We start from the raw sequence: 23,387 nt of genomic DNA on the forward strand, positions 1-23,387 counted from the left end.
CAGTATGAACCAAATCGATCAAACCATCCCGTTGGCTTGATCTCTCACTCCTTCAATCGAAATTTGCTCACCTGATCTTTCAATTGGTTGGAAAGATCCTGGAGGCTTTGGCAGTTGGTCCGGGTTTGCTGGATGGAATCGGAAATCTGGGTGGAGCCGGTTTCAATTTCATGGAGGGCGTGGACGATTTGATCCGAGGCGGTCTTTTGCTGTTCCGTGGAGAGGGATATTTGGGACATCGCCTGGGTGGTGGATCGACTCCCCTGGACGATATCTGAAAAAACATTGGCCGTACGGCCTGTCAATTTTTTGCCCTCTTCGATGGTGTCGGCGCTATTCTTGGCATCGTCCACCAGATTGTTGACCACCTCCTGAATGTCCTGAATGGTGGTCCGGGTTTCGTCGATGGACTCGGTGACGTTGTCGGCCAGTCGACGGATCTCTTCAGCCACCACTGAAAAGCTGCTGCCCGCTTTTCCAGCCCGGGAAGATTCGATGGCGGCGTTGAAGGCGATCAATTTGGTCTGGTCGGCAATATTGTTGATGATCTCCATCACCTTGGTGATCTCCTGGGATTTGCGGCCCAGTTGAATGATGACATGAATGGAGTGTTTATTGTTTTGTTGGATTTCATCCATCTTGCGGATGAGGGTTTGCACCTCCCCCTGGCCATCTTCGGTCAATTGCAGGGTATTGGTGGCAATGGTCAACACCGAAGCGGCATGATTGGCAATCAGGGTGGAGGTTTTTGACAGCTGTTCCATAGAGGAGGTGATGGCCACCACTGAGGCGGATTGATCGGTGGCGGTCACCACCTCCCGGTCTACCGAAGCGGTGATGTCGTCACTGGTGTTGGTGATCCGCTCGGAGGTTTTGGCCACCATGCCGATAATTTCCTTGAACTGATCCACCATCTTGCCCATGGCGCTTTTGAGCTGGCCAATTTCATCCCGGCCACCGGGCTTGATTTCGATGGTGAGATCCCGGTCAGCCAGCCGCACCGCCATCTGGACCGTATTCTGGATGGAGCGTTTGATCAGGCTGGTCAACAGCAGACTGAGAAAAAAGGCCACCACCACCGAGAGCGCCGAAGTCCACAGGGTGACACTTTTGGCCAGCGCTTCCCGCTCATCCAACAGGGTGAGGTTGCGTTTGATTTCCTGGTCGATGACATTTTGCAGATTTTCCAGATTGGACCTGATTTTGGCACCTGTTTTGGCCAACGTCTCAAGGCCCGCGCGTTCCTCTCCCTGAGCTTCCTCGAAAACAGGCACGATATGGTTCTGCATTTGATCCAGGAGTCGTTCCGCCAGGACAAACTGTTCTTGCCGTAGGGTATGGTATATGGCGCGTCGATCATCGGGAGCGCTTTTGGCAAACGCCTGGGCCATCCGGTGCAGAGTGGCGTTGACGGCTGCATACTCCTGTAGCAGCCGGGCCAGGGTTTTATCGTCGGTTTTGAATCCGGGATACCAGAGACCAAAATCACTGGCCGAGGCCTCCCAATCCCCTTCGAAAGGGGCCTTTTCGTGGAGGGTCAACAAAAACACCTGCTGCCACTGGTGCAGTTGTTGGCGCAGATGATCCAGAAAAGAGGGGATATGATAAGCTCTGCCGCGTAAGGAGAAGGAGAGTGCCGCCTGGCGGTCGTGGGCGGCCAGAAGAGACTCCACAGCGGCATTGAAAGTGGCGATGAGGAGGTTGTTTTCTTCCAGTAGCCGGGAGGTGTTGCCGATCCCGATGATTGATTTGATCTGGATGAAACGATCAAACAGATCGCGCTGTTGATCGATTTTTTTTCGGATATCGTCCAGGTTGTTGGTTTTGGCCAGATAGTTTTGGCTCTCTATGGTGAGGGTGGTGAGTGCCAGCAGGGCGTTGTTGGCGCGCTCTTTGATGGGGAGTAGCCGGTCAATGACCCGGTGAGCGAGGTCGGAGGTATCCCCGACCATTTTCATCCCCGGCACCCCCGCGACAAAGACCAGCAGGGTCACAGCGGCGAAGCTCATCATCAATTTCGCCTGTAGAGTCACTTGTCCATCCTCCCTGCTGTTCGGTTGCGTGCAACCTTTGCCCCTGGTACCCCGGGCCTCTTGACCAACCCGGTGAATCCCGATCAATCCGGTGAGTTCGCCCACTATTTTTTGCGATTCAACACGATGATACCTTCCCAAGGTTCCGGGGGGGGGCGCTGCTGAAATTTTTCACAGCGTTCCACGAGAATGGCCAGCGCCCGGTCTTCTTGAACCTTTTCCTGGACCTCCCGGAACAGGCGAATGGCATCCGTCCAATGGCCTTGCCGGTACGCCTCCCAGCCGTCCCGATAGCGCCCCATGGTGGCCAGTTTGGCCTCCCGTCGGGGTTGAGCCTGATGGTTGAAGATTTCACAGATGGTGACTGGATTTTTCCGCCCCACCACCCGGACCGTATCGACAATGCGTACATCAAAGTCGTGGGGGTTTTTCAGTTTCAGGAGGTCGGATTCCGGTATGGCGATATCCAGGCCATATTTTTTGGTGAGCCCTTCCATCCGCGAGGCCAGGTTGACCGTATCCCCCACCACCGTTGTATCCATGCGATCTTCGAAGCCCACAGTGCCCAGTGAGACGGAGCCGGTATGGATGCCGATACCGGTGGAGATCGCCCGATAGCTGCATTTTTTCCGATAGCCGTTATAGGTGTGCAGGATGGATTGCATGTCGATGGCGGCCCCGATGGCGTTGCGGACCACATTGCTCTTGCGGCTGGCGAAAAGCGCCATGATGGAGTCACCGATATATTTATCGATGAAGCCGTGGTGTTCAGTGACGATGGGGCCGATAAACTTGAGATAACCGTTTAAAAAACGGAAATTTTCCTCATAGGTCATGTCTTCCATGAGGCTGGTAAAATCCCGGATGTCGGCAAAAAAGACCGCGACGTTTTCGTTGGAAGAGTCCCCCAGGATCACCTCTTCGACCCCATCCCGCCCTAAGCGATCCAAAAATTCTGCCGGGATAAATTTTTTAAAGGCGACGTTCTTTTTTTCGATGAGTTCACAGGCCTGCTTGTGCTGCTGCATCTCCACCGCCAAACTTTGATTGGCCTTTTGCAGAGAGATCATGTCGTTGTAGGAGCGCAGGGCGGTGAGGACCGAGGTGTAGAGTTTTTCGTAGGTGAGTTCAGCTTTGGATTTGTAGTCGTTGATATGGTATTTCACCACCACTTCCGGTTCCGGAGCCATGCCTGGCTGTCCCGTGCGCAGGATGATGCGGACCAGATAGTTGTCCAGCTCCTCCCGGATATATTCCACCACGGACAAACCGGCATGATCCTCTTCCATGACCACATCCAGCAGGACCAGGCAGATATCGGGATTTTCCCCCATGATCTGTTTGGCCTGGGCTCCGGAATAGGCTTTTTGGAAGGCGATGGGGCGATTGTCGAAAACCAGATCTTCCAGGGCGAGTTTGGTGATGGTGTGGATCTCTTCCTCGTCATCCACCACCAACACCTTCCAGTGGTTATCGGGCACCGTGTTGAGGGTATCCTCTTCCTCCTCTTCGGCAAAAAAATCTTCTTCCACCTGAACAAAGAGGGGGGCTGTTCCGTTGTTGGCAATGCCTGTTGATTTTTCTGGAATCAGAGCAGCCATGGTGCTGGAAGTCAGATCGGATATGCCGTCCAAAAGAGGCTTCACTTCCTGATTGGTAGAAAGAGAGGCTCTTTTATCGATAGCCGTCAGATGATCCCGGGGCTGCTCTTGGGGGATAGCTGAATTTTGATTTGGATGGATAGGAGCCATCAGCCATTTCTTTCAAGAGGTCGATATCCCATCATAGGCTTTGCCTGGGAAGGGTTATCTCGAAGGTGGAGCCTTTTCCCGGTTCGCTCTCGCAGGTGATTTGACCACCCAATGTTTGCTGAACCAGGTTATATACCACATGCAGCCCCAGACCAGTCCCTCCGGCGTTGCGGCGAGTGGTGAAAAAAGGATCAAAAATACGGCCCAGCTGTTTGGGGGGAATCCCTTTGCCGTTATCCCGGAAAGAGAGGACTAATTGTTCTTCCCGGGAGTAGATTTCAATCTCGATCTGGCCGGCCATGCCTTCGTCAAAGGCGTGGATCAAGGCGTTCATGATCAAGTTGGTCACAATCTGGGCAAACACGCCGGGATAGTTGTCCAGGGTGAGGCTTTCCGGACAGCTGATCTTGATCTGATGAGGGGTTTTTTCCAGATGGGGTCTGAGACTGAAAAGGAGCTCCTCCAGATAGCTTTTGACTACAAATACCCTGCGCTCCCGACTGCTTCGGTCAGCAGCGACCATCTTAAAGCTTTGGACCAGTTCAGCGGTGCGGGTCAGATTGCTTTGGAGCAGATGGGCATTTTCAGCGGTTTTGAGTAGATATTTTTCCAGGTCCGATTTTTTCATGGTGCGGCCCTGGAGTGCCTGGGAGATCTCCCGGGTTTTGGCCGCCAGCAACGTAGCCGCCGTCAGGCCGATGCCGATGGGGGTGTTGACTTCGTGGGCGACCCCGGCCACCAGGCGTCCCAGGGAGGCCATTTTTTCTGCCTGGATGAGCTGATCCTGACTCGCTTTGAGTGCTTCGTGGGTGGTTTGTACCTGATGGAGAGCCTTTTCCAGGTCGCTGTTTCGAGTGGACAGCTTTTTCAGGAGTTCCCGGTTTTCAACCCCCATCCGAAACATTTTCTGCATCTTTTGTACTGAGAGCAGAACCAGATCCCCCATGTTTTCATCTTTGAGCAGATAGTCGCTGGCCCCGTGGTTGATGGCTTCGATGGCCACCGACATTTCGTTGCTGGAGGTGAGCACAATCAAGGGAATGTGTGGATCGATGGCGCGAATTTTTTCGATCAACTCCAGACCACCCATGCGGGGCATGTTGATGTCGGAAATGATCAGCGCAAACTTGCCCTCTCGGGATTGAAACAGCTCCCAGGCCTCGACACCATCCTCGGCTGTTGCCACCGGGAAACCCGCATCTGAAAGAATATCCCCCACCATATCCCGAACGATCCATTGATCATCGACGATCAGAATGGGGTTTATTTCAGCTGGTGGATGGGTCTGTGGCGTTGGGTTCATGGCCTCTAATCGGCTGTAAGGGGGGAGTGGATGAGTCGTTTTCCCTTAAAAGTCCGCTCAATTGACCAGATGGCGTACGGTAGCCAGCAGGTTGGATTGGTCGAAGGTGCCTTTGACGATATAGGCGTTGGCCCCAGCGGCGATACCCCGGCGTCTGTCCGATTCCTGGGCGCGTGAGGAGACGATGACCACGGGTAGCTCTTGGGGAGTGTGGTGGCAACGCAGATGCTCGGTCAGGGAAAATCCATCCATGACAGGCATCTCCACATCGGTGACTACCAGATCGTAGGGGGCTTGGGCGATCTTTTCCAAGGCCACTCGACCATCTTCAGCCAGATCCACCTGAAAGCCGTCAGCGAGCAGAATGCCCCGTTCGATCTCCCGGGTGCTGGGGGAGTCATCTACCACCAAAATGCGTTTGCCCTGACCGGTTTTTTCCCGGGTTTGGAGGCTTTTTGAGCGGTCTGCCTCTATCGCGCCCAGGATGGTTCGCAAGCGCAGCACGTTGATGAGCCGTTGGGGCAGCAAGTCGGTTTCAATCACCCCGGAAACCCATTGATTGTCCTTGAGCAGGGGAGGGAGGGGTTTGATAACATGATCTCCTTCATCCAGGAGTTCATCGACAATCAAGCCGAAGCGTCGACCATCGTAGTCCACAATCACCACCAGCAGCTGGTCTGATTCCTTAGAGAGGGCAGGGGCCTCAAGCCCCATGAGTTGGGCCAGAGAGACCAGGGTGATCAACTGCTCCCGCACCCGAATGCCCTGGCCATCCAGCACATCCATCACCTGGGAGCGGGGCAGGCGGACCGCTTCGGAGAGGGAAAACATCGGCAGCCCAAAAACAAGATCGGCAATGCGGACCAACATGACCCGCATGGCAGCCAGGGTGGCCGGGAGGGTCATGACAAACCGGGTGCCTTTGCCGACTTGACTGGTAACCTGGATGTGGCCCTGCATCTGTATGACGATGTTTTTCCAGACCACATCCATCCCCACCCCCCGGCCAGAGAGGTCGGTGAGAATGGCGCTGGTGGAAAATCCCGGTTGAAAAATGAGGTTGAGGATCTGCTCTTCGGACCAGGTTTCCAGCTCCTCCCGGGTGACCAGATTTTTTTCCAGGGCCTTGGCTTTGACCTTTTCCAGAGGGATGCCCCGGCCATCGTCGGAAAGCTCGATCTTGACGCCCCCTTCCTCAAAAAAAGCGGCCAGATCAATGGAGCCTTTTTCCGGCTTGCCCGACTGGACTCTTTCAGCAGGAGGTTCCAGACCATGATCGATGGCGTTGCGGATCATGTGGGTCAGGGGATCGCCGATTTTTTCGATAATCTTTTTATCCATTTCGGTTTCGCCCCCCTCCACCCGCAATCGGACCGATTTGCCACACCCCTGGGCGATATCCCGAACGGTGCGGCGCAGGGGGTCGAAAAGGGTGGAGAGAGGCTGCATGCGCATCTCCAGAGCCTGGGCCTGGAGCTTGTGGGTCATGCTTTCCAGCAGGGCGGTTTTTTCCCGGAAGGTTTGAGTGAATTGTTGGATCTGCCGATGCAAATCGGTGGCGGATTCGGCCAAACTTTCCAGTGCCGTGGTGTTGTCGGCTGCCGGGTTGAGGGCGATAAAGCTGGCCTGCTCCTGATGTTGGCGGCTTTGGCGGCGGAGCTGCTTCAGTCGGGTGAGAGCATTCTTGTATCCCGTCTGATGAAATCCGATTCCCCCAGCGAGAAGGATCATATCATCAAGGCGCTGGGGGTCGATGCGGATGGAGAGGTTGGGCTGTGTGGCAGGTGTGGTGGGGGGGCTCTCTTCGGAAAGAGGTGTAGCTGCTGGTGCGATGATGGGCAAGGGTTTTGGCTCTGGGACAGGGAAGGGAGATGCCGATGGCTTGCTCCCTGCTGGGGCAGATGGTGAGGAGGAGGGGGGAGAGGAGGCCGGTGGGGATTGAGAGGCTGAGGGTAGGTTGGATGGTAAGGGGGGCGGTTCAGAGATGACCACTCCCTGGGCCGTCTGCTCCAGAAGAAGGCAGATGGGCGCTACTTCCCTGGGATGAATTTTTTCGCCCTTGGCAATCCGGTCGATCAGGGTGGTGAGGGTATCGGCTCCCTGAAAAAGTCGGTTAAAGAGGTGGTCGCTTTTATTCAGGTGGCCCTGGCGCAGGGCATCCAGAAGATCTTCCAGCTTGTGGGCCACTTGGCTGACAGCGGTAAATTTCAGGATTTTTGCCAACCCTTTGATGGAGTGGGCCGCCCGGAACACCCCATCCAGAGAGTCGTCGTTGCCACCATTTCCCTCGAGATCGAGTATTCCTTGATTGATCGCCTCCAGGTGCTCTCGGGACTCTTCGATGAAACGTACTCTGTATTTGTCCGGATTGAGTGCCATAATGGGCATCCTGCGTTGGAGGCGTGAGGGGTGGAGTGGGGCGGCTCTGTTCGATTCAAGAGTATGAAATATGTCGCATCTAGTACGTTGCAGGTAATACGAATGAGATGATACGAATCAGGGGATTCATGCCAAGCTATACGAGCCATAAATCACGAATTAAACCAAACGGTTCAAGCTATGCGATTCAAGAAATACGACATGGAAAACGCGGTGTTGGGATGGTTGAAATCAGGTCGGTCATTTTTTGGTATCTATTCTATGGGGGGAAATAAAATAATTTGGAAATGGTGTTCATTTTTATCCCATGAATCTTGGCCTCATGGGAGGCGCTTGGATAAGCTTTCAAAAAGATTGATTTATAGCATATCCTTGCTGATGATGACACTTCAAAAGTCGTAGGTGATCCATCGATGAAGAACCGTTTGGATCAGGTTGAGTTGGATTTTGGCTGAGGGGAGGGGGGTATGTCGTGGCAGGTCGAGGGGGGTAACAGTGACCGGATCCCGAAGGAGATAAACCGACGCCGCCAACGGGCCGAGATTATCGATGTGGCGGAAAAACAGCTGGGCCTGGTGGTGATGCAGCTCTCTTCAGCCCACTTTGCTTTTCCCATCGAACAGGTCGTGCAGGTTTTGCCTGTCCAACCCATCAGCCATCTCCCAGGTACGCCCAAGCATGTGGTGGGGATGATTCAGGTTCGGGGAGTGGTCGAGTCAGTGGTGGATCTGCGCCATTTTTTGGGGATGACGCCGCTAAAAAAGGTAGAGCGGGGGCAGGTGCTGCTGCTTTCAGCTCACGGGCTACGCACCGGGGTGTTGATTGATGGGATGCGGGATATCATTCATCTCCCTGTGAGCGCCATTCATCCCCCGGGGGCTGACCTGTCTGAGGCTCTTCAGGAAATTGTCGTCGGAGAGTTGTCCGGCCAGGAGGGGCCTGTACATCTGTTGAACGTGGAAATGATCCTGCAAAAAATTTCTGATTTTCAGGTCACACCAAACTTCGGATAGCACCGGTTTTTGGCTAACATTGATTTTCAGTCGGGATAAAAAAAGCGGGAGGCCATGATACCCACCCGCCTTGGTTTGCCAGTTGAAAAAAAGTGCGGCCTGGGTTGTGATTCATGATGTCCTGACTTGGCCAGTCACATCTCTTTTGCCTTTTTTCGTGATTTCCACCAAATTCTGTCGTTGCCAGCTGAAACAGTCAGGCCATCGGACATGTCGGACAGGTATTGTTTTGCATCCATATTGATAGGACTCTTCAGTATAGGACATGCCATTCCCTGAGTGGGGTGGAACAGGCTTGGGAAAGCGTTGATGCGTCGTGTGTTCAGGATGGAGTGTCAGCGGTGTAAAATGTCTGAGTTTCCTTGTTTTATAAGAGGAATAAATGTTAAGTCGGTCTTGGTCTTCCATTAAAAAACAGTGGCTGATCCAAGAGTCTGGAGATTGGATGAATCTTTGGGAAAATGAGCTGCTTTGGGGCAGAATGTCCGATACGTTTTGTTCCATGGGACACTCTGTCTTGTTGTTGATGTCAGTGGTGGGGCCTGGAAAAGGAGTCGCGTTTTGAAGGTCAAAAAGGTATCTTTGAGCTGGCGGCTGTTTCAGGGGGGCTGGGGTGTCAATGGAGTTGGAGGCTCCCTTTAAGTGGATGGCTGTTTCATCTCTTTCCCGGGGTTATGGGGTGTCTCTTCCCGGGAGGCGTTCGGGTATCGTTTTCGATAATGATTTTGGCAGAGGAGCCTTTTTTTGATGAACAGGATCGGACGATTTTCATTGGCTTTTTTTCTGCTGATGGTGCTTGTGGGAAAGCCTGGGCTCTCCCTGGGGGAAACCGCTTCGGCCCCTGAAGCCAGTTACACTTTCAAGAACAACATGCACCGGATTTTTCACGCTTACAATCACACCCGGATCAGTCTGGGGATGGAGCGCTACGATATTTCCTTGATCCAGCTGGACGACGCCTTGGCCGCCATTGAAGAACTGCCCGAGCTGATGCCTGCGCGCAATTCCGATGGGGGGCCTTTTTTTTGGAAGGAATTTTTAAAGCGCCTCCCGGTTCTTCACAGCAAGATGACCGCCTTGAAGGAGGCGATCCAGGCTAAAAACAAAGAGCAGATGGAACGCCTCCCCGGGGAGATCTTCAACCTCTGTATCCAGTGTCACTCCAACGCACGCCTGGACTATCTGTTTCGCCTGCCCCCGGGTCGGCAAATCCTCTTCCAGGATTATATGCACCGCCTTTCGGAAACTTTTATGGCTATTCAGGTCTATGAAGGGAGTGCGGAAGGGGTGGAAAAGGAACGGCAGCAGCTGGCCCTGGCTGGTTATTATCTCGACCTGCTGCAAACCACGCTACCTGGAGCCGGTCCTTCCGGTATCATTCTGGATCCCCTGAAGAGCCAGAAGCAGTTGGCAGGGCTGCGGAGTCTCACCGTATCCATGGAGGCGGAGTTGGATCAGGGGAAGAGGCTTGATGCGGAGCGTTTAAGGCAGGGAATCAATGGTTTTTGTGTGGCCTGTCACGGTCCTGAACGTTTGCCTTGATATCTGATCTGTCTGCTGGTTACTGTCCCTCATTAGTGCTTGTTTAATCTTTCGTTTCAAGTTTTGAAGAGGAAAAGATGCGTAAAAGTTTTTCCCCACTCTTTCTGGTCATTCTCGCTCTCGCCACACTCACCCTGGGTGCCTGCTCCGATCCCATCGGCAGTCCCGGTTGGTGCGAAAATATGAAAGGCAAAAGCCAGGGAGAGATGTCTGCCAATGATATCAAGCATTTTGATCAGCACTGCTACTAACGCAAACAGATTTATCCAATCCCCGCTTTTTTCAGTGACCGTCCCTCGCTGCCTGTTTGAACTCGGCAGTGAGTGAGTGGCCTGTGACCTGCTGCCCAGCCCCGGATCTTCGTGCTTTGCGGGAGGGTAGAGAATAGCCGTACACTTTCCTGGACACACCCTTTTCGGGAAAGTGGTTTTCTGCGCTGAAAAATCCATATATTCAAGATAAATCAATATCTTCAGGCAAACATAACCCTCATTTCAGATGAGGGTTTTCTGTTGTTTTTCTTTCGTCTCCTTGTTCCTTTCCCCTGTTTCCAGTGTTTTTCGTGGCGAACCGACGTTTTGACGCTCAAATGGTTCTCTTCGGCCCTGAACAAATCAAAATGTGTCATTCTCAATGGCAGCGCCAATAATAGCCTTTTAAAAGGGTGATGCCACTATATTTGAATTCACATTTTTGTTTGGATGGGGCATTCTGTTCAAGAAAAGGGCAGCCTCCCAGGGACCGTTTTTTGGATAACTCGCTTTGCCGGGGAATAAAGGGCCTATAGGTTTTTTCAGGTATGTGATGGCATCAATAGTGCTTCTTTCCTAAGGAGTGAACTTACACCGAAGAGTGATCCCACGTTTGCGTCAAACATTCGATCCTACCGGGGGTGGATTGGATGGTGTTGTTTCGTCCTATTTCCAATGGAGACGAGCTATGGCCATGTGGTTGAAAGAAAGCCTCGGTTTTTTCCTGTGGGGCAGGATTTTTCCAGGAACGGATCTCACCAGGGGAAAAAAGCTTCAGCCTGAGAACAGGCATCGCGGTGCCGGTTTTACCCTGGTTGAGCTGACCATGGTGATCGTTTTGCTGGGCATCCTGAGCACCCATGCCGTCCCCAAATTTGTGGATCTTCGGGATGAAGCCGAACGGGCGGCACTGTTGGGAGTGGCTGGGGGGCTGGGTTCCGGCAGCTATATCAACCTGGTGGCCTGTATTGTTGGCAATCAGGCCTGTGTTCGGGTGAGTGACTGTGTGGATGCCGAGCAGCTCCTGGAGTTGGAGATGCCAAAAAATTATAGCGTAAGCCCCCAACCGGTGGGGTTTCGAGAGGTGGTGAAGTGCACTTTGAACTACACCCCCAGTGGCAAAACGGAGGTGTTTTATGTGAGTGGTACCTGAAGTGCTTCAGCCGGGAGGGATGTTTTCCTGAAGGGACAGATTTTTCCGGCATCGTTGTTCGGCCTCTTCCCAGCGACTCTTTGGCTGGAACCATTCAAGCCAATCATGACCGATAGCTGTTGTATGCATTTGAGTATTGTTGTAGCTGTTCTCTTTTTCCAGTCATGAACAGGCCTCCTTGCTTTGCCGGTCATGCCACCCGTTTAACCTCGTAACTTGAAGTGCCAGCCAACCTCTTTTGCATCAGACATGGGCAGATCGCCCTCTATTCCTGACCTGTCTGCTCCCTGTAGCTGTATTGTATATAGTTGGGGGCGAGTTATCGTAAAGAGAAGACATCGGCCTAATGACGAGGATATATTGTCAGGCGAAGATCTTATGATATCCGCAACATGCCGGAGCTCCACCATGTCGGCTGATTCCACCCTCCACGAAATAGCCAAAGAGGCCTTTCCCTACCGATGGGTCGTTCGTTCCGTGGTGTCATTCATCGTTGTTCTGGCGCTGTTTTGTCTCATTTTGGCCGCTCTTTCCTGGCGTATTTCCATCCGTTATGCCCCCCTGGTAGAAGCAAACACCGAGCTGAAACAGGAGTTGACTCTCTTTCATCTGTGGTTTGAGGAAATTTTGCTCAACGATCCCTCCCTGGCCAGGGAGGTGATCTGGATACATCTGGAGAACGCCAAATCCCATGCCCGGACCATGTTGGATGGGGGTGTCATCAGGGAACGAACCGTTCTTTCCCTGAAAAAACCGCGCCTCCGTCAATCCATCCGACATCTTCTCTCCCGTGTGGAGGTATTGGAAGCCCGAGCCCGGGATCGTTTTGACAGCGGTTTTGAAAACTGGGCCGGTTCCGATGCAGGCCAGGCTTTTGATGGGATTTTTAACGCTGTTTTGAAGGATGTTGATCAGCTTGGGAGCGTTCTCCAAGGTGACTTGAATCAACATCTGGGGCAGGTGCGTTATCTGAGCTTGGGTATGGGTGGATTGATCCTGCTTTTTGGCGGCCTGGCTCTGCTGCTTTTCCATCGCTACCAAAAACGCCTGACCCGGGAGATGGCCCGGCTCAATGCCATCATGATGTCCACGGGTGAGGGTGTTTTTGGGCTGGACCTGGAAGGGCGCTGCATCTTCGTCAATCCCGTTTGTCTCAAGATGATGGGCTATTCCAATCCCAAAGAGCTTTTGGGGCGAGAGATTCATGCTGTGATTCACACCCCTGGCAGGGAGTCCCAGAGGGCCTCTTCAGGGTTAAACCAAAGCGGGAAAGATGCGAACTGCCCCTTGTGTGCTTCGTTTCTCAAGGGGGAGGTGGTGCATGTGGCGGATGATCTCTTCCAGAGAGCTGACGGCACCCTTTTTTCCGCTGAATATCGCTCCCATCCCATCCTGCAGGAGGGGGAAATCAGCGGGGCGGTGGTGACGTTTGCTGATATTTCCAAACGCAAACAGGCCGAAGCGGAAATGCGCCTTCAGGATGCCGCCCTCAAGGCTGCTGCCAATACGGTGGTCATCACCGATCCAGAGGGACAAATCCAATGGGTCAACCCGGCCTTTACGGTCAATTCCGGTTTTTCCCCGGAAGAGGCTTTGGGTCAAAACCCCAAAGTATTGAAATCTGGAAAGCACGATGCTGATTTTTATGCACGGCTCTGGAACACCATCAAGGGAGGAGAGGTCTGGCAGGGTGTTTTTGCCAACAGACACAAGGATGGTCATCTCTATCATGAAGACGCCACCATCACCCCGGTTCGCAATGAAGAGGGTCAAATCAGTGCCTTCATTGCGGTCAAACAGAATATTTCCGAGCGTGTGGCAGACCAGGCCGCCCGACACAAGAGTGAAGCGCTGCTGCGAGCGACCATCGATTCCACCAAGGATGGCATCCTGGTTGTGGATGATCAGGGGCAGGTGATGACCACCAATCCCCGGTTTAAGGAGATGTGGCAGATACCCGATACCCTCTTCGAAACCCGGGATGATAAACAGCTGCTGGCCTATGTCCTTGGTCAGCTTCAAGAACCGGAGGTTTTTCTCAACAAGGTCCAGCAGCTTTACCGATCCCGGGAGAGTGATTCTGGTATTCTCCATTTTAAAGATGGTCGGGTGTTCGAACGCTATTCCCAGCCGCTGATTGTAGAAGATCATCTGTCGGGTCGGATCTGGAGTTTTTCTGATATTACCAGCCGTACCCGGGCGGAGAAGGGGATTCGCCAGGCCCATGAGCGCCTTCAGCACAGTGAAAGCCAGATGCGGGATATCCTCAACAACGCCCCCATGGTGGTCTTTTTGAAGGATCTTGATGGGCGGTTTCTGTTCGTCAATCCCCGCCACGAAAAACTATTTGGCGTATCCAGCGCCCGGTTGCAGGGGAAAAGTGATTTTGATGTGTTCCCAAAGGAAGTGGCGGAAAAATTCAGAAAAAACGATCAGGCCGTGCTGGCGGCGGATCAGCCGATGGAGATGGAGGAGCGGGTTTCGATGGGGGATGGGGAGCAGGTTTATGTTTCCTTGAAATTTCCTCTCAAGGATAGTGCCGGTACGCCCTATGGGGTGTGCGGCATGGCCATTGATATCACCGAGCGCAAAAAAGCCCAGCAGGATTTGGCCGAAAAAACCGCCTTTATCGATAACATTTTGCACTCTTCCCCGGATCTGGCCATTGCCGCCACCGATATGGATTTTCGAATTCGTTACTATAACCCCGTGGCAGAAAAAATATTCGGCTACACGGCTCATGAGGCCATCGGTCAGACGGTCCAGGAGATCCACACCCGGGAAAAGGTCGACCATGCCCGCTTCGACCGCGCCGTGGAAATCGTTCGCCAGGAGGGTCACTATCGCTATTCGGTGACCGACGAAAAGGCAGGCCGGCAGCGGGTGGTGGAATCCCAGGTGACCGGCATTAAAGACCGCTCGGGTAACCTGACCGGCTTTGTGCTCATGTCCCGGGATGTGACCCAACAGCGGAAACTACAGGAAGATCTCATTCGCTCCAAAGAGGAAGCCGAGACCGCCAACCGGGCCAAAACCCTCTTTTTGGCTCATATGAGTCATGAAATTCGCACCCCCCTCAACGCCATTCTCGGTATGGGGGATCTCCTGGAGGAGACCGAAACCACTCAGGAACAGCGCCAATTTTTGGAGACATCCAGGCGGGCAAGCGGCACCTTGTTGGCCTTGGTCAACGATATTTTGGACCTCTCCAAAATCGAGGCTCAGCAACTGGACCTGGTGTTGACCGAATTTGAGCTGGAAAGGCTCGTGCAGGGCACTCTGGATATCCAAAAAGGGCCTGCCCGGGATAAGGAAATCGATCTGGTTTTGGAGATGGACCCGAAAACTCCCCAAGCCGTCCGTGGCGACCGGGATCGTCTGCGTCAGGTGTTTTTGAATCTATTGAACAATGCCATCAAATTTACCTCCATAGGCCAGGTGATCTTTCGGGTCGAGGCAGGGGAGGCGGATTGGATCCATTTTTCGGTGCGGGATTCCGGTATCGGTATTCCCCCGGACCGCCTGGAATCCATCTTTAACCCTTTTGTCCAGGCCGATGCCAGCACTACCCGACAGTTTGGAGGGACGGGGTTGGGGCTTACCATCTGCCAACGACTTCTCCAGGCCATGGGAGGGGATATCCGGGTGGAGAGCACTGTGGGGGTGGGAAGCACCTTTTTTGTCTCCGTCCCCCTGCCCAAGGTAGATCTCAGGGTCGAGGAATCGCCGGAGGTTTCCGAAGTAAAGGGGAGGGGAGGGAATCCCAGCCTGACGGTCAAAGAAGGTTTGAAGATTTTGTTGGTGGATGATTCCGAGGACAATCTATTTCTGATCCAGGCCTTCCTCAAAAAAACCCCCCACAAAATTGTGACCGCCATGGATGGGCTTCAGGCTCTGAAAAAATTCAAGAGCCATGATTTTGATCTGGTCTTGATGGATATGCTCATGCCGGTGCTGGATGGCTATGAGGCGACCCGCCGGATTCGGGGTTGGGAAAAGCAGGAGGGGCGGCTCCCGGTGACCATCATGGCCCTGACCGCCCAGGCCTTAAAGGAAGATCTTGATCGAACCCTCACCTCCGGCTGTGATGGTCATCTGACCAAACCCATTAAAAAACTTCGCCTGATCCAGGAACTGGAGCGAATTGCCGAAGAGATCGAGCGTTCCTCTTAGCTTGATTGTACAGACTGTGTGGATGCCTCTCCTGGATCTCCTGGAACCTCTGTTTTCTGTGGACATTATGGTGTGGGCGTGTGGCTGTCCTGAAGGATTATTTGCATCAACTCATCCCAGGGTGGGGCCAATAACCAGGCATTTACCCCCAGGGAGATAAAAAAGAGCACCAGGAGCAGGATCCCGAAAAACCGTACGGTTCCCCCCATACGCCAAGCTTTCTGGGAGAGAAGCTCGGAAAAGTCCATCATCTCCTGTCTGAGTGAAACATTTTCCAACGCCAGTTGCAGGTGCAGGGCAACCCGCTCCACCAGTAGTCGATCCTCTTCGGTAAAATATTGGTCGTTGTTTTTGTTGAGTACCTGAATGACGCCGGTGACACTGTTATCCAACACGCTTTTGATCGGCACGATGAGGGCGTTGTGGATGGTTTTTCCCGGTTTGTCTCCCTCTCCTGGAGCGGTCTGGAGATCTTGGTTTTCCATCACCAGATATTCCCCATTGATGATGACATCCAGGACTTTTTCCCTGAGACCTGTGGTGTGCAGCTCTTCTTCGGTAAAATCAGTGGAAGCCAGCAGCCAGACATCCTCTTGCTCCCGATCAGTGATGCAGATATTGCAAAACTCTACCCCCATGGCATCGGGGAGCATCTTTAAAAAGAGTTGCATCAAATCGGTGTTGCCCCGAAAGCTCCAAGCCCGGGTGAGAATTCGCTGACGCAGCTTGAGCTGGTCGTGAACCTGGTAAAGTTCTTTTTCGAGGTTGCCCCGAGCCCGCATCATGCCCACGGAATCCAGAGCACCGGATTCGTCGCGGATGCGTTTGGGGGGGCCTTCCCCCTCATCCCGGACATAGACGTTCATGCCGCTCTGATGGAAAAAGAGCGCGAGGGTACAGAAAAAATTGTACTCCTCCACCACATCCTCAAGTTTCAGTTCCTTGTCCACATGGTGAGTCCCCTTTTTTGCCCGCTCCTGGCGGCGTTCAAAGAGGACTTCAGGTGGGGGCAAAACAAATTCGAAGACCAGCTTGCGGCGGAAGTTGCCAGATATCAGGTTGCCCTTGGGCGGCGGCAGGGGAATGCGGAAGAGGTCCAGCTCCAGATAGTTGGTGTCATCCAGGGTTTTGGCTTCGTAGACCGGTACAGCCTTGTCAAATCCTACGAAAGGCAGCCCCAGATGGAGTTCCCTGGGGCGATGGGCCATGGCTGGGGAGCGCCACCAGTCGTGGCTGGAAACATCCAGATAGCCCTCTTCAGGCCATCCCCCCAATTTATTCAGGATGGTGGTTTTTCCCGATCCAGGCGGACCTGTGATGATCAGGTTGCTGATATCCACATCCAATGGCAGCTGTACACCGCGCTCGGTTTTGAGATTGGGAAATGGATCCAGTAGCAGTTTTTCCATGATCCGCTCTTCTATATAAGTGGCTAAGCCGTTGATTAAATAGGGTGACGGGTCGCCTCCACTACCAGCAGTGTCGGTTGGAGGGTGAAATCGGATCCGTCCAATAACATTAGAATATTCTAAAGTATACCTATCCACCTGGGTGTTTTGAAGGCATGAAGATCAATTGGTTCCCTGGAAAGGGCTGAAATTTGTAACGTTTTTCAACAAATGAAAGGTTGGCTCCCTCTGCGCATGGCATACAAAATGCATATTAATTTTCCGTATGCTGCGGTCAATTTTCTCAATGGAGGATTGATTTTCAGGGGTGAAAAAAATATGCGGTATTTTCATAAAGTTTCCTTGTTTTTCAATGTGTTTTTCTTTCAAAAACAGCGCAATTTTCCAGGCAGGGAGGCCGATTGCGCCAGCCATTTTTTGCCTGCCCATCAGCCCCAGCGATCTGTCGGTTTTTCACCCCAGAAGCGTTATTTTTCTTTTATCTCTGCAAGGGATTTTGCGGATGAGAGTACGTCAAATTTTTTTCCCATCATGAGAGAGTCGGGGGATTTGGTGGAGGAAAAGGGTGATTTTTTCCAGGTCGTTCCTCGTCAGGAGAACTGCGTCTCTTTCCGGGGGGCGCTGGCGACCATTTTGATTTTGGTCAGCCTGCGTTTGGCAGAGCTGGCCGGTATTTTTTAACCGGTGAATTTCCCAATCCTTCCTGATAGGTTCCAGGTTTGGCATAACCGATCCATTGATCGATAAAAATGGGTGGCAATTCAGGGGGAGACGCCCGCGACCATAACTGTGAACCCGCTGTCGAGAGGTTTGTCTTGTTGGAATAAGCCCCCTTTGGCTGTGTTGATGATGCCAAAGGTCGGATAAGTTCCGGCTCAACCTTCCCAGCAAATGGAACGGAGTAGGATGGGTGGTCCCCTATCTAAGTGAAAAAAAGTGGTTTTTCCTGGCGATGATCGGCGGGGCGGTGCTCCTGTATCTGCCCCTGCCCGAGGGGTTGACCATGGATGGTCGTACGGTCCTCACCATGACCCTCGTCGCCACGGTGCTGTTTATCACCGAACCGGTTCCCCTGCCCACCGTCGCGCTACTCATTGTGGTGGGGCAGGTTTTGTTGCTGGGGGTCAACTCTTCCGAGGTGGCCCGGAGCCTGATGAACGATTCCGTTCTTTTCATCATGGGCTCCCTCATGTTGGCCGTCGCAGTGGTCAAGCAAAAGCTCGATAAACGCTTGGCCCTTTTGATTATTGCCCTCACTGGAACCCGAACTTCACGCATCGCCTTTGGGGTGACCGCCGTGTCGGGTCTTTTGGCCTCCTTCATCGGTGAGCACACCGTGGCCGCCATGATGCTGCCGGTGGGAATCACCCTGATTCGTTTGACCTCCGACGATCCCAAAAAGGTCCGAAATCTGGCGGCAGTATTGCTTTTTTCCATCGCCTATGGCTGTTCTGTAGCGGGCCTTGGAACTCCTTCCGGGGGAGCCAGAAACGCCATCATGATTGGCTATTGGAAGCAGTTTAATGGCATCGAGATGACCTATACCGGCTGGATGACTTTTGCCTATCCGATGTTTTTGATGTTGTTGCCTTTTGTGACCATGGTGCTGTTTTTTACCTTCAAGCCGGAATTTGCCGATCTCACGCCAGCGGTCACCAAGCTCCGCAAGCAGGTGGCGGGGCAAGGGCCTCTGAAGGCTCGGGACTGGGTCTCGATTGGGCTGTTTGTGTTGATCCTGATTGGTTGGGTCACCCTTTCCAGCACGGTAGGCATGGGGGTGGTTGCGCTCCTGGGGGCAGCGGCTTTTTTGGTGGCGGGCCTGGTGGTGTGGGACGACCTGAACGGTGGCGTGAACTGGGGAGTGGTGCTTCTCTATGCCGCAGCCATCTCTCTGGGGCTGCGCATGCAGGAGACGGGGGCGGCCCAGTGGGTGGCGGAAAACTTTATGGCACTCCTCGTTCCCCTGGGAGCCAATGAGGGGATGGGGCTCTGGCTGTCGGTTTCGGTGCTGACAGGGACTGTGACCAACGTCATGTCCAACGGTGCCGCTGTGGCGGTTTTGGGGCCGATTGTGTTGCCTATGGCCGAAATCGCCAATGAAAGCCCCCTGGTGATCGGCTTTATCACCTCCATCTCTTCAGCATTCGCCTATCTGACGGTCGTGGGCACCCCAGCTTCCACCATCGTCTATGCTTCCGGTTATCTCAAGACCACCGACTTTTTGAAAGTTGGCTGGAAGATGGCCGTCATCTCCATCACCATCATGATGCTCCTGTCCGCTTTTTATTGGCCCCTTCTCAGTGTGTGAGTGGCAAAATGACGATTGATTCCAAGGATACCCATGACCGTTTTCGGATTTTAGTCTGTATCGATGGCTCCGAAGAGTCCTATCGAGGGTTGCGCTATGCGGCGAAGCTCGGTCAAGGCATGGATTCGGACATCTCCCTGCTTTACGTTCGCATGGAAGATCAGGGAATGAAATCCGAGGGGTTGCAAGTGCGTGTGGCCCGGGAAAACATGCTCGAATGGGGGCTCGACCTGCCGGAAGTGGGCTATCTGGAAAAGGGCCGGGAGATGCTCTTGGAAATGGGGAATATGACCCCGGATTGGGAGATGAGCTATCCCCAGCGGGATGTTCGGGGGGATCCTTCAGGGGATCACATGGTGGAATATAGCGGTGAGACCGGTAAGCGGATTCGCCTGCGCCTCAAGGTTTCCGCCTCCATCGAAACCGGCATTCTCGACCAGCAGGAGGAGGGAAATCACGATCTGATTATTTTGGGTGCCTCGGGACGGCGTCGTAAAATGAAGCAAAAAATGGATCGGATCCTGGGGGTGGCGCCAGTTGCCCTCAAGGTGGCCGCCCACGCCCCCTGTTCGGTGATCATCGCCCGACAGCTGGAGGTGGGATATGGTCATCTGATCTGTGTGGATCGTTCGAAACGTTCATTGGAAATGGCCAGAAAGGATGCTGAACTGGCCTATCGTTGTGGCTGTCCGGTCTCCCTGCTATCAGTAGCGACCTCCGAGGAAGAGCTTAAAGATGCTGAAGAGGCCCTGGCCGACTGCAACGAAGCCCTTTCCGAAATGAAAATTCCGGTAGAGGATAGTTTTGTCCGCGTGGGGGATCCGGTTCACGAAATCATCGAAGCGGGCAAAGACTATTCCCTGGTGGTGATGTCTGATACCGACAAGTCGGGGATGCGCCGCTTTTTTATCGGTGGGGTCTCCTTCAACGTCCTGGAGCATGCCGAAACCTCGGTATTGATCGTTCGTTGAAGATGGCTTGGTTGTATATTCATGGTTGAACTCCTGCGGACCAATAACCCTGTGGAGTTGGGGTGGGCGCAGATGATATTGGAAAGTGCTGGAATTGCGGCTCAGGTTTTTGATCTCAATATTAATTTTTTGGAGGGCAATATCGGTGCCTTCCCCCGGCGCCTGATGGTGTCGGAGGGGGAGCGGTTCCGGGCTGAGGCGGTTTTGCGGGAGGCCAGGGAGAGCTTGGATGGGATCGAAGGGGAGGGGGTCTGATTTTCAGTGTTGTTGATAACCGGTCGGCCTGGGGGCGCTTTTCGGACGAGGGGACAATTCAATGGATGTGGGTATGGCTGGCTTTTTTGGTCTCTCGCTTTCCATGCTGATGGGCAGAGGTAGAGAGGTGCGGGTAAGTCTGCTTGGAGCAGTGGCTGCAATCCTGTTTACGGCTTCTGTGGGATGGGCTGAACCAACGCTTGATTCGCGGTTGGCGACTGTTCTTCATCAGGCGGGAGTTGAAGGATGCATTGTGGTGGTTCAACCTCGCCAGGAGCGCACTCTGGTTTCCAATCTGTCCGATTGCCAGGAGCGGTTGATACCGGCCTCCACATTCAAAATGGCCAATGCTTTGATCGCACTGGAAACCGGGGTAGTTGAGGAAGAGGAGGTTTTTCCTTGGGATGGTGCCTCCTACTCTTTCAGTGTGTGGGAGCAGGATATGACTCTTCGTCAGGCCATGGCTGTTTCTGCGGTCCCTGTTTTCCAGCAGATTGCCCGCAGGATTGGCCTGAAGCGTATGGCGGAGTGGGTCACCAGGCTCGGTTATGGCAACAGAGACATAGGCGACGTCGTGGATCGATTCTGGTTGGATGGCCCTTTGGCCATTTCTCCGTTGGAACAGGCTACATTTATGGCGTTACTGGCCAATGGGCAGCTTCCAGTGGCGAAATCTTCCATGACTGCACTCAGGCGCATTATCCCCCGGGAGAGGATGGAGGAGGGATGGAGTCTCTTTGGTAAAACCGGCTGGGCAGTGGCTGAATCACTCCATATCGGCTGGTATGTTGGCTGGGTAGAACGCCAGGATGAAATCGTCCCCTTCGCGGTCAAAATCCCCATGCCTTCGCTGGATTGGGCTCCCTTACGCATATCCCTGGCCAAGGCTGCGTTACACTCCCTTGGTGTGGTTCCCCCTAAACAATAACTTGGCTGGAACAGTGTGAGAGGTTCGTATAGTCTGGATTTTATTGTCTTTTTTTTTCATTTCCCCCCTCAATTCAGGCCAAGCCAAAGATAACTCATGGATGTTGCTGAGTTAGTGTTTATAAACCTGGATCCAGCGTCAGAGGCAATCAATGGGCCACTCCCCAGTATCCATTAACCATTAGGGTTATAGGGGCTTCAGGTTTGAAAAGTCCGCCTCGAAGAGGCGTTTTCATAAGGTAGAATATCCCTGAGAAAAAGAGGTGGGGTAGATCGATGGTTGGAGCTGAAATTTTTGGGCTCTCCCTTGGCCTGCTGATTTTTTTCGCTGTTTTTTATGCCCTGGGTCGCCTGGGGTATGGGCTCCTGCGCTTAATCTATTTTCGCTTGTTCAAAGGGGGTCGGCCCCCACCGGGAAAACCCCGCCCTCGCCTCCGGCTGTTTTTTAGATGGACCGGGGCCATTGTGCTTCTGCTTTTTGTGGTGGGCATGGTCCTCATCATTCGGGGCCGGGAGACCTCTACCCGGTTTGTCCGGGAAACAGCTCCCCTCATCCAGGCAGAGTGCCAATCCAAGGCCCTCTGTCCTGAAATTCCCACTGGTTTCACCGCTGCTGGCCGGGGTTGTCAAGAGGGTGGGGGGTGTACAGCCCGGGCTGAATCTGATTTGACCCCTCACCACCGGGTGTTCTATCACAGCGCCCCGGATCGCTCCGCCTTTGTTCTCTATATCCGTTATGATATTGATTGTGGGGTCAAAATCAGCGGTGGAGTGGAGATGGCGCTTGAGGAGCAGGCCATCTGCGACCAACCGGTGATTCCCCCTGAGTGGCGAAAATTTGAGCCACATCCCTTACCTGCCACACCTTTGCCCGACCTGCCCACTCCTCCCAACCTCAACCTACCGGTAACCACCGGTTTGGTGGCGGGACTGCACCTGCCGCACTGACCAAAACCTGCCTTCATTCACCACCACCACTACCAGCCTGGGGCAGGAAGATTCCCCTGGAACGCTGCTGGGAAAGCTTTGGCCTGACTTTGGTCGATGTTTTTGTCTCTCAACCCGACAAGTTTTCGAAAAGGTTTCCATGTTTAGTGGATTTTGACTCCTGTATTAATAAAACATGCGGTTTTTCAGTATAGAATGGCTTTGGATGAACGAAACCAAGCTCTTGAAGAAGGTTGTATAAAATAAAACAAAGGATAAGATATCGCCAGTTTTTTTTGACTTCATTGCAAACCCATCCTGAGTTTGGAGTGGTTATTGGAAGAGAATCGAAAAACGCTTTTCAAGTTTCGGTTAAAGTGTTAGCTTTATTGATAAATTAACTTTGATTCACGAGACCGCTTCTTTGGAGAACCCATGTCAATCATCAAAATGACGGCCCAGATCATGGAAGCTTATGTCAGCAATAATGATCTGGCTCCCAGCGAAATCCCGGAATTGATGAAAAATATCCATCGGAGTTTATCCACCCTTGGTCATGGATCTGCTCTGGATGATTTGCAGCCTGCTTCCACCCCCTCTGTCAGTGATGCCGATCCGCTTCCCGTAACGCCGAAATCCCGGCGGAACAAACCACTGAAAGAGGCCCCGGCCGTCTCCCTCGACCAAGCGGTCGGCGATGAATTTGTCATCTGCCTGATTTGCGGAAAATCTCTTTCCACTCTGAAAGGACATCTAACCCGAACCCACAAAATGGATGTAAAGGCCTACCAGGAAAAATTTGATCTTCCCAAAGGTTTTCCTTTGGTTTCCAAAAATTATTCCGCAAAACGCAGAGAGTTGGCCATTCAATCCGGTCTGGGTGAAAAATTACGTGCTGGACGTCGCAAAAAGCAGAACTAGAACAACCCTTAAAACCATTTTTTTTTCGGGCTGGCAGCCATCATCGGCCATTGCATCCGTAGCTGGTGAGA

The 23,387-nt window shown here is 53.1% G+C and carries 17 protein-coding genes; 11 read left to right on the forward strand and 6 right to left on the reverse strand.

What is annotated here, in order from left to right; genetic code table 11:
- Positions 1-44: 44 nt before the first annotated feature.
- From HQL52_04510 to HQL52_04525, 4 genes are all read right to left on the reverse strand, one after another.
- Positions 45-2,033, reverse strand: coding sequence for a methyl-accepting chemotaxis protein (locus HQL52_04510; protein MBF0368701.1), 1,989 nt, complete (start codon positions 2,031-2,033; stop codon positions 45-47).
- Positions 2,034-2,137: 104 nt separating this feature from the next.
- Positions 2,138-3,784, reverse strand: a complete 1,647-nt coding sequence (locus HQL52_04515) for an adenylate/guanylate cyclase domain-containing response regulator (GenBank protein ID MBF0368702.1) — start codon at positions 3,782-3,784, stop codon at positions 2,138-2,140.
- A gap of 31 nt (positions 3,785-3,815) precedes the next feature.
- Positions 3,816-5,087 (reverse strand): response regulator, encoded by a 1,272-nt coding sequence (locus HQL52_04520; protein MBF0368703.1) that lies wholly within the window; start codon positions 5,085-5,087, stop codon positions 3,816-3,818.
- 57 nt (positions 5,088-5,144) lie between these two features.
- Positions 5,145-7,466: a response regulator gene (locus HQL52_04525; protein ID MBF0368704.1), complete on the reverse strand. Its 2,322-nt coding sequence runs from the start codon at positions 7,464-7,466 to the stop codon at positions 5,145-5,147.
- Positions 7,467-7,933: 467 nt separating this feature from the next.
- On the opposite strand from HQL52_04525, the gene HQL52_04530 reads away from it, so the two are divergent.
- The 5 genes from HQL52_04530 to HQL52_04550 all read left to right on the forward strand — a co-directional run bounded on the left by HQL52_04530 (position 7,934) and on the right by HQL52_04550 (position 15,598).
- Positions 7,934-8,479 carry a purine-binding chemotaxis protein CheW gene (locus tag HQL52_04530; protein MBF0368705.1) on the forward strand — a complete coding sequence of 182 codons (546 nt, stop codon included), beginning with the start codon at positions 7,934-7,936 and terminating at the stop codon, positions 8,477-8,479.
- A 747-nt stretch (positions 8,480-9,226) separates the two neighbouring features.
- Complete coding sequence (locus HQL52_04535) at positions 9,227-10,021, forward strand: hypothetical protein (protein MBF0368706.1); 795 nt, start codon at positions 9,227-9,229, stop codon at positions 10,019-10,021.
- A gap of 77 nt (positions 10,022-10,098) precedes the next feature.
- On the forward strand, positions 10,099-10,272 hold the full coding sequence (locus HQL52_04540) for a DUF3012 domain-containing protein (GenBank protein MBF0368707.1): 174 nt from the start codon (positions 10,099-10,101) through the stop codon (positions 10,270-10,272).
- Positions 10,273-10,966: 694 nt separating this feature from the next.
- Positions 10,967-11,425 (forward strand): type II secretion system protein, encoded by a 459-nt coding sequence (locus HQL52_04545; GenBank protein ID MBF0368708.1) that lies wholly within the window; start codon positions 10,967-10,969, stop codon positions 11,423-11,425.
- A 408-nt stretch (positions 11,426-11,833) separates the two neighbouring features.
- Positions 11,834-15,598, forward strand: a complete 3,765-nt coding sequence (locus HQL52_04550; GenBank protein ID MBF0368709.1) for a PAS domain S-box protein — start codon at positions 11,834-11,836, stop codon at positions 15,596-15,598.
- 65 nt (positions 15,599-15,663) lie between these two features.
- Here HQL52_04550 and HQL52_04555 read toward each other — a convergent pair whose 3' ends face one another.
- Positions 15,664-17,007: a GAF domain-containing protein gene (locus HQL52_04555; protein MBF0368710.1), complete on the reverse strand. Its 1,344-nt coding sequence runs from the start codon at positions 17,005-17,007 to the stop codon at positions 15,664-15,666.
- A 162-nt stretch (positions 17,008-17,169) separates the two neighbouring features.
- A complete protein-coding gene (locus HQL52_04560) occupies positions 17,170-17,436 on the reverse strand; it encodes a hypothetical protein (GenBank protein MBF0368711.1) in 267 nt (88 codons plus the stop codon).
- A 523-nt stretch (positions 17,437-17,959) separates the two neighbouring features.
- Here HQL52_04560 and HQL52_04565 point away from each other — a divergent pair.
- The 6 genes from HQL52_04565 (at position 17,960) to HQL52_04590 (ending at position 23,316) form a co-directional block, all read left to right on the forward strand.
- Positions 17,960-19,315 (forward strand): DASS family sodium-coupled anion symporter, encoded by a 1,356-nt coding sequence (locus HQL52_04565; GenBank protein ID MBF0368712.1) that lies wholly within the window; start codon positions 17,960-17,962, stop codon positions 19,313-19,315.
- 8 nt (positions 19,316-19,323) lie between these two features.
- Complete coding sequence (locus tag HQL52_04570; GenBank protein MBF0368713.1) at positions 19,324-20,286, forward strand: universal stress protein; 963 nt, start codon at positions 19,324-19,326, stop codon at positions 20,284-20,286.
- A 21-nt stretch (positions 20,287-20,307) separates the two neighbouring features.
- Positions 20,308-20,541, forward strand: a complete 234-nt coding sequence (locus HQL52_04575) for a DUF2007 domain-containing protein (protein ID MBF0368714.1) — start codon at positions 20,308-20,310, stop codon at positions 20,539-20,541.
- 73 nt (positions 20,542-20,614) lie between these two features.
- Entirely contained in the window at positions 20,615-21,469 is an 855-nt protein-coding gene (blaOXA, locus tag HQL52_04580) for a class D beta-lactamase (GenBank protein ID MBF0368715.1), read from the forward strand.
- Positions 21,470-21,744: 275 nt separating this feature from the next.
- Positions 21,745-22,416, forward strand: a complete 672-nt coding sequence (locus tag HQL52_04585; GenBank protein ID MBF0368716.1) for a hypothetical protein — start codon at positions 21,745-21,747, stop codon at positions 22,414-22,416.
- Positions 22,417-22,830: 414 nt separating this feature from the next.
- Positions 22,831-23,316, forward strand: a complete 486-nt coding sequence (locus HQL52_04590; GenBank protein MBF0368717.1) for a MucR family transcriptional regulator — start codon at positions 22,831-22,833, stop codon at positions 23,314-23,316.
- Positions 23,317-23,387: the final 71 nt, after the last annotated feature.

It is taken from the genome of Magnetococcales bacterium, from assembly GCA_015232395.1.
GTDB lineage: Bacteria > Pseudomonadota > Magnetococcia > Magnetococcales > JADFZT01 > JADFZT01.

What these genes read in the sequence shown, in the direction of transcription:
- HQL52_04520 (MBF0368703.1), bottom strand. Translation starts at nt 5,087, where the DNA reads ATGAACCCAACGCCACAGACCCATCCACCAGCTGAAATAAACCCCATT.
- HQL52_04560 (MBF0368711.1), bottom strand. Translation starts at nt 17,436, where the DNA reads ATGGGCAGGCAAAAAATGGCTGGCGCAATCGGCCTCCCTGCCTGGAAA.
- HQL52_04550 (MBF0368709.1), top strand. Translation starts at nt 11,834, where the DNA reads ATGTCGGCTGATTCCACCCTCCACGAAATAGCCAAAGAGGCCTTTCCC.
- HQL52_04530 (MBF0368705.1), top strand. Translation starts at nt 7,934, where the DNA reads ATGTCGTGGCAGGTCGAGGGGGGTAACAGTGACCGGATCCCGAAGGAG.
- HQL52_04565 (MBF0368712.1), top strand. Translation starts at nt 17,960, where the DNA reads ATGATCGGCGGGGCGGTGCTCCTGTATCTGCCCCTGCCCGAGGGGTTG.
- HQL52_04545 (MBF0368708.1), top strand. Translation starts at nt 10,967, where the DNA reads ATGTGGTTGAAAGAAAGCCTCGGTTTTTTCCTGTGGGGCAGGATTTTT.
- HQL52_04590 (MBF0368717.1), top strand. Translation starts at nt 22,831, where the DNA reads ATGTCAATCATCAAAATGACGGCCCAGATCATGGAAGCTTATGTCAGC.
- HQL52_04555 (MBF0368710.1), bottom strand. Translation starts at nt 17,007, where the DNA reads ATGGAAAAACTGCTACTGGATCCATTTCCCAATCTCAAAACCGAGCGC.
- HQL52_04515 (MBF0368702.1), bottom strand. Translation starts at nt 3,784, where the DNA reads ATGGCTCCTATCCATCCAAATCAAAATTCAGCTATCCCCCAAGAGCAG.
- HQL52_04585 (MBF0368716.1), top strand. Translation starts at nt 21,745, where the DNA reads ATGGTTGGAGCTGAAATTTTTGGGCTCTCCCTTGGCCTGCTGATTTTT.
- HQL52_04575 (MBF0368714.1), top strand. Translation starts at nt 20,308, where the DNA reads ATGGTTGAACTCCTGCGGACCAATAACCCTGTGGAGTTGGGGTGGGCG.
- HQL52_04535 (MBF0368706.1), top strand. Translation starts at nt 9,227, where the DNA reads ATGAACAGGATCGGACGATTTTCATTGGCTTTTTTTCTGCTGATGGTG.
- HQL52_04570 (MBF0368713.1), top strand. Translation starts at nt 19,324, where the DNA reads ATGACGATTGATTCCAAGGATACCCATGACCGTTTTCGGATTTTAGTC.
- blaOXA (MBF0368715.1), top strand. Translation starts at nt 20,615, where the DNA reads ATGGCTGGCTTTTTTGGTCTCTCGCTTTCCATGCTGATGGGCAGAGGT.
- HQL52_04525 (MBF0368704.1), bottom strand. Translation starts at nt 7,466, where the DNA reads ATGGCACTCAATCCGGACAAATACAGAGTACGTTTCATCGAAGAGTCC.
- HQL52_04540 (MBF0368707.1), top strand. Translation starts at nt 10,099, where the DNA reads ATGCGTAAAAGTTTTTCCCCACTCTTTCTGGTCATTCTCGCTCTCGCC.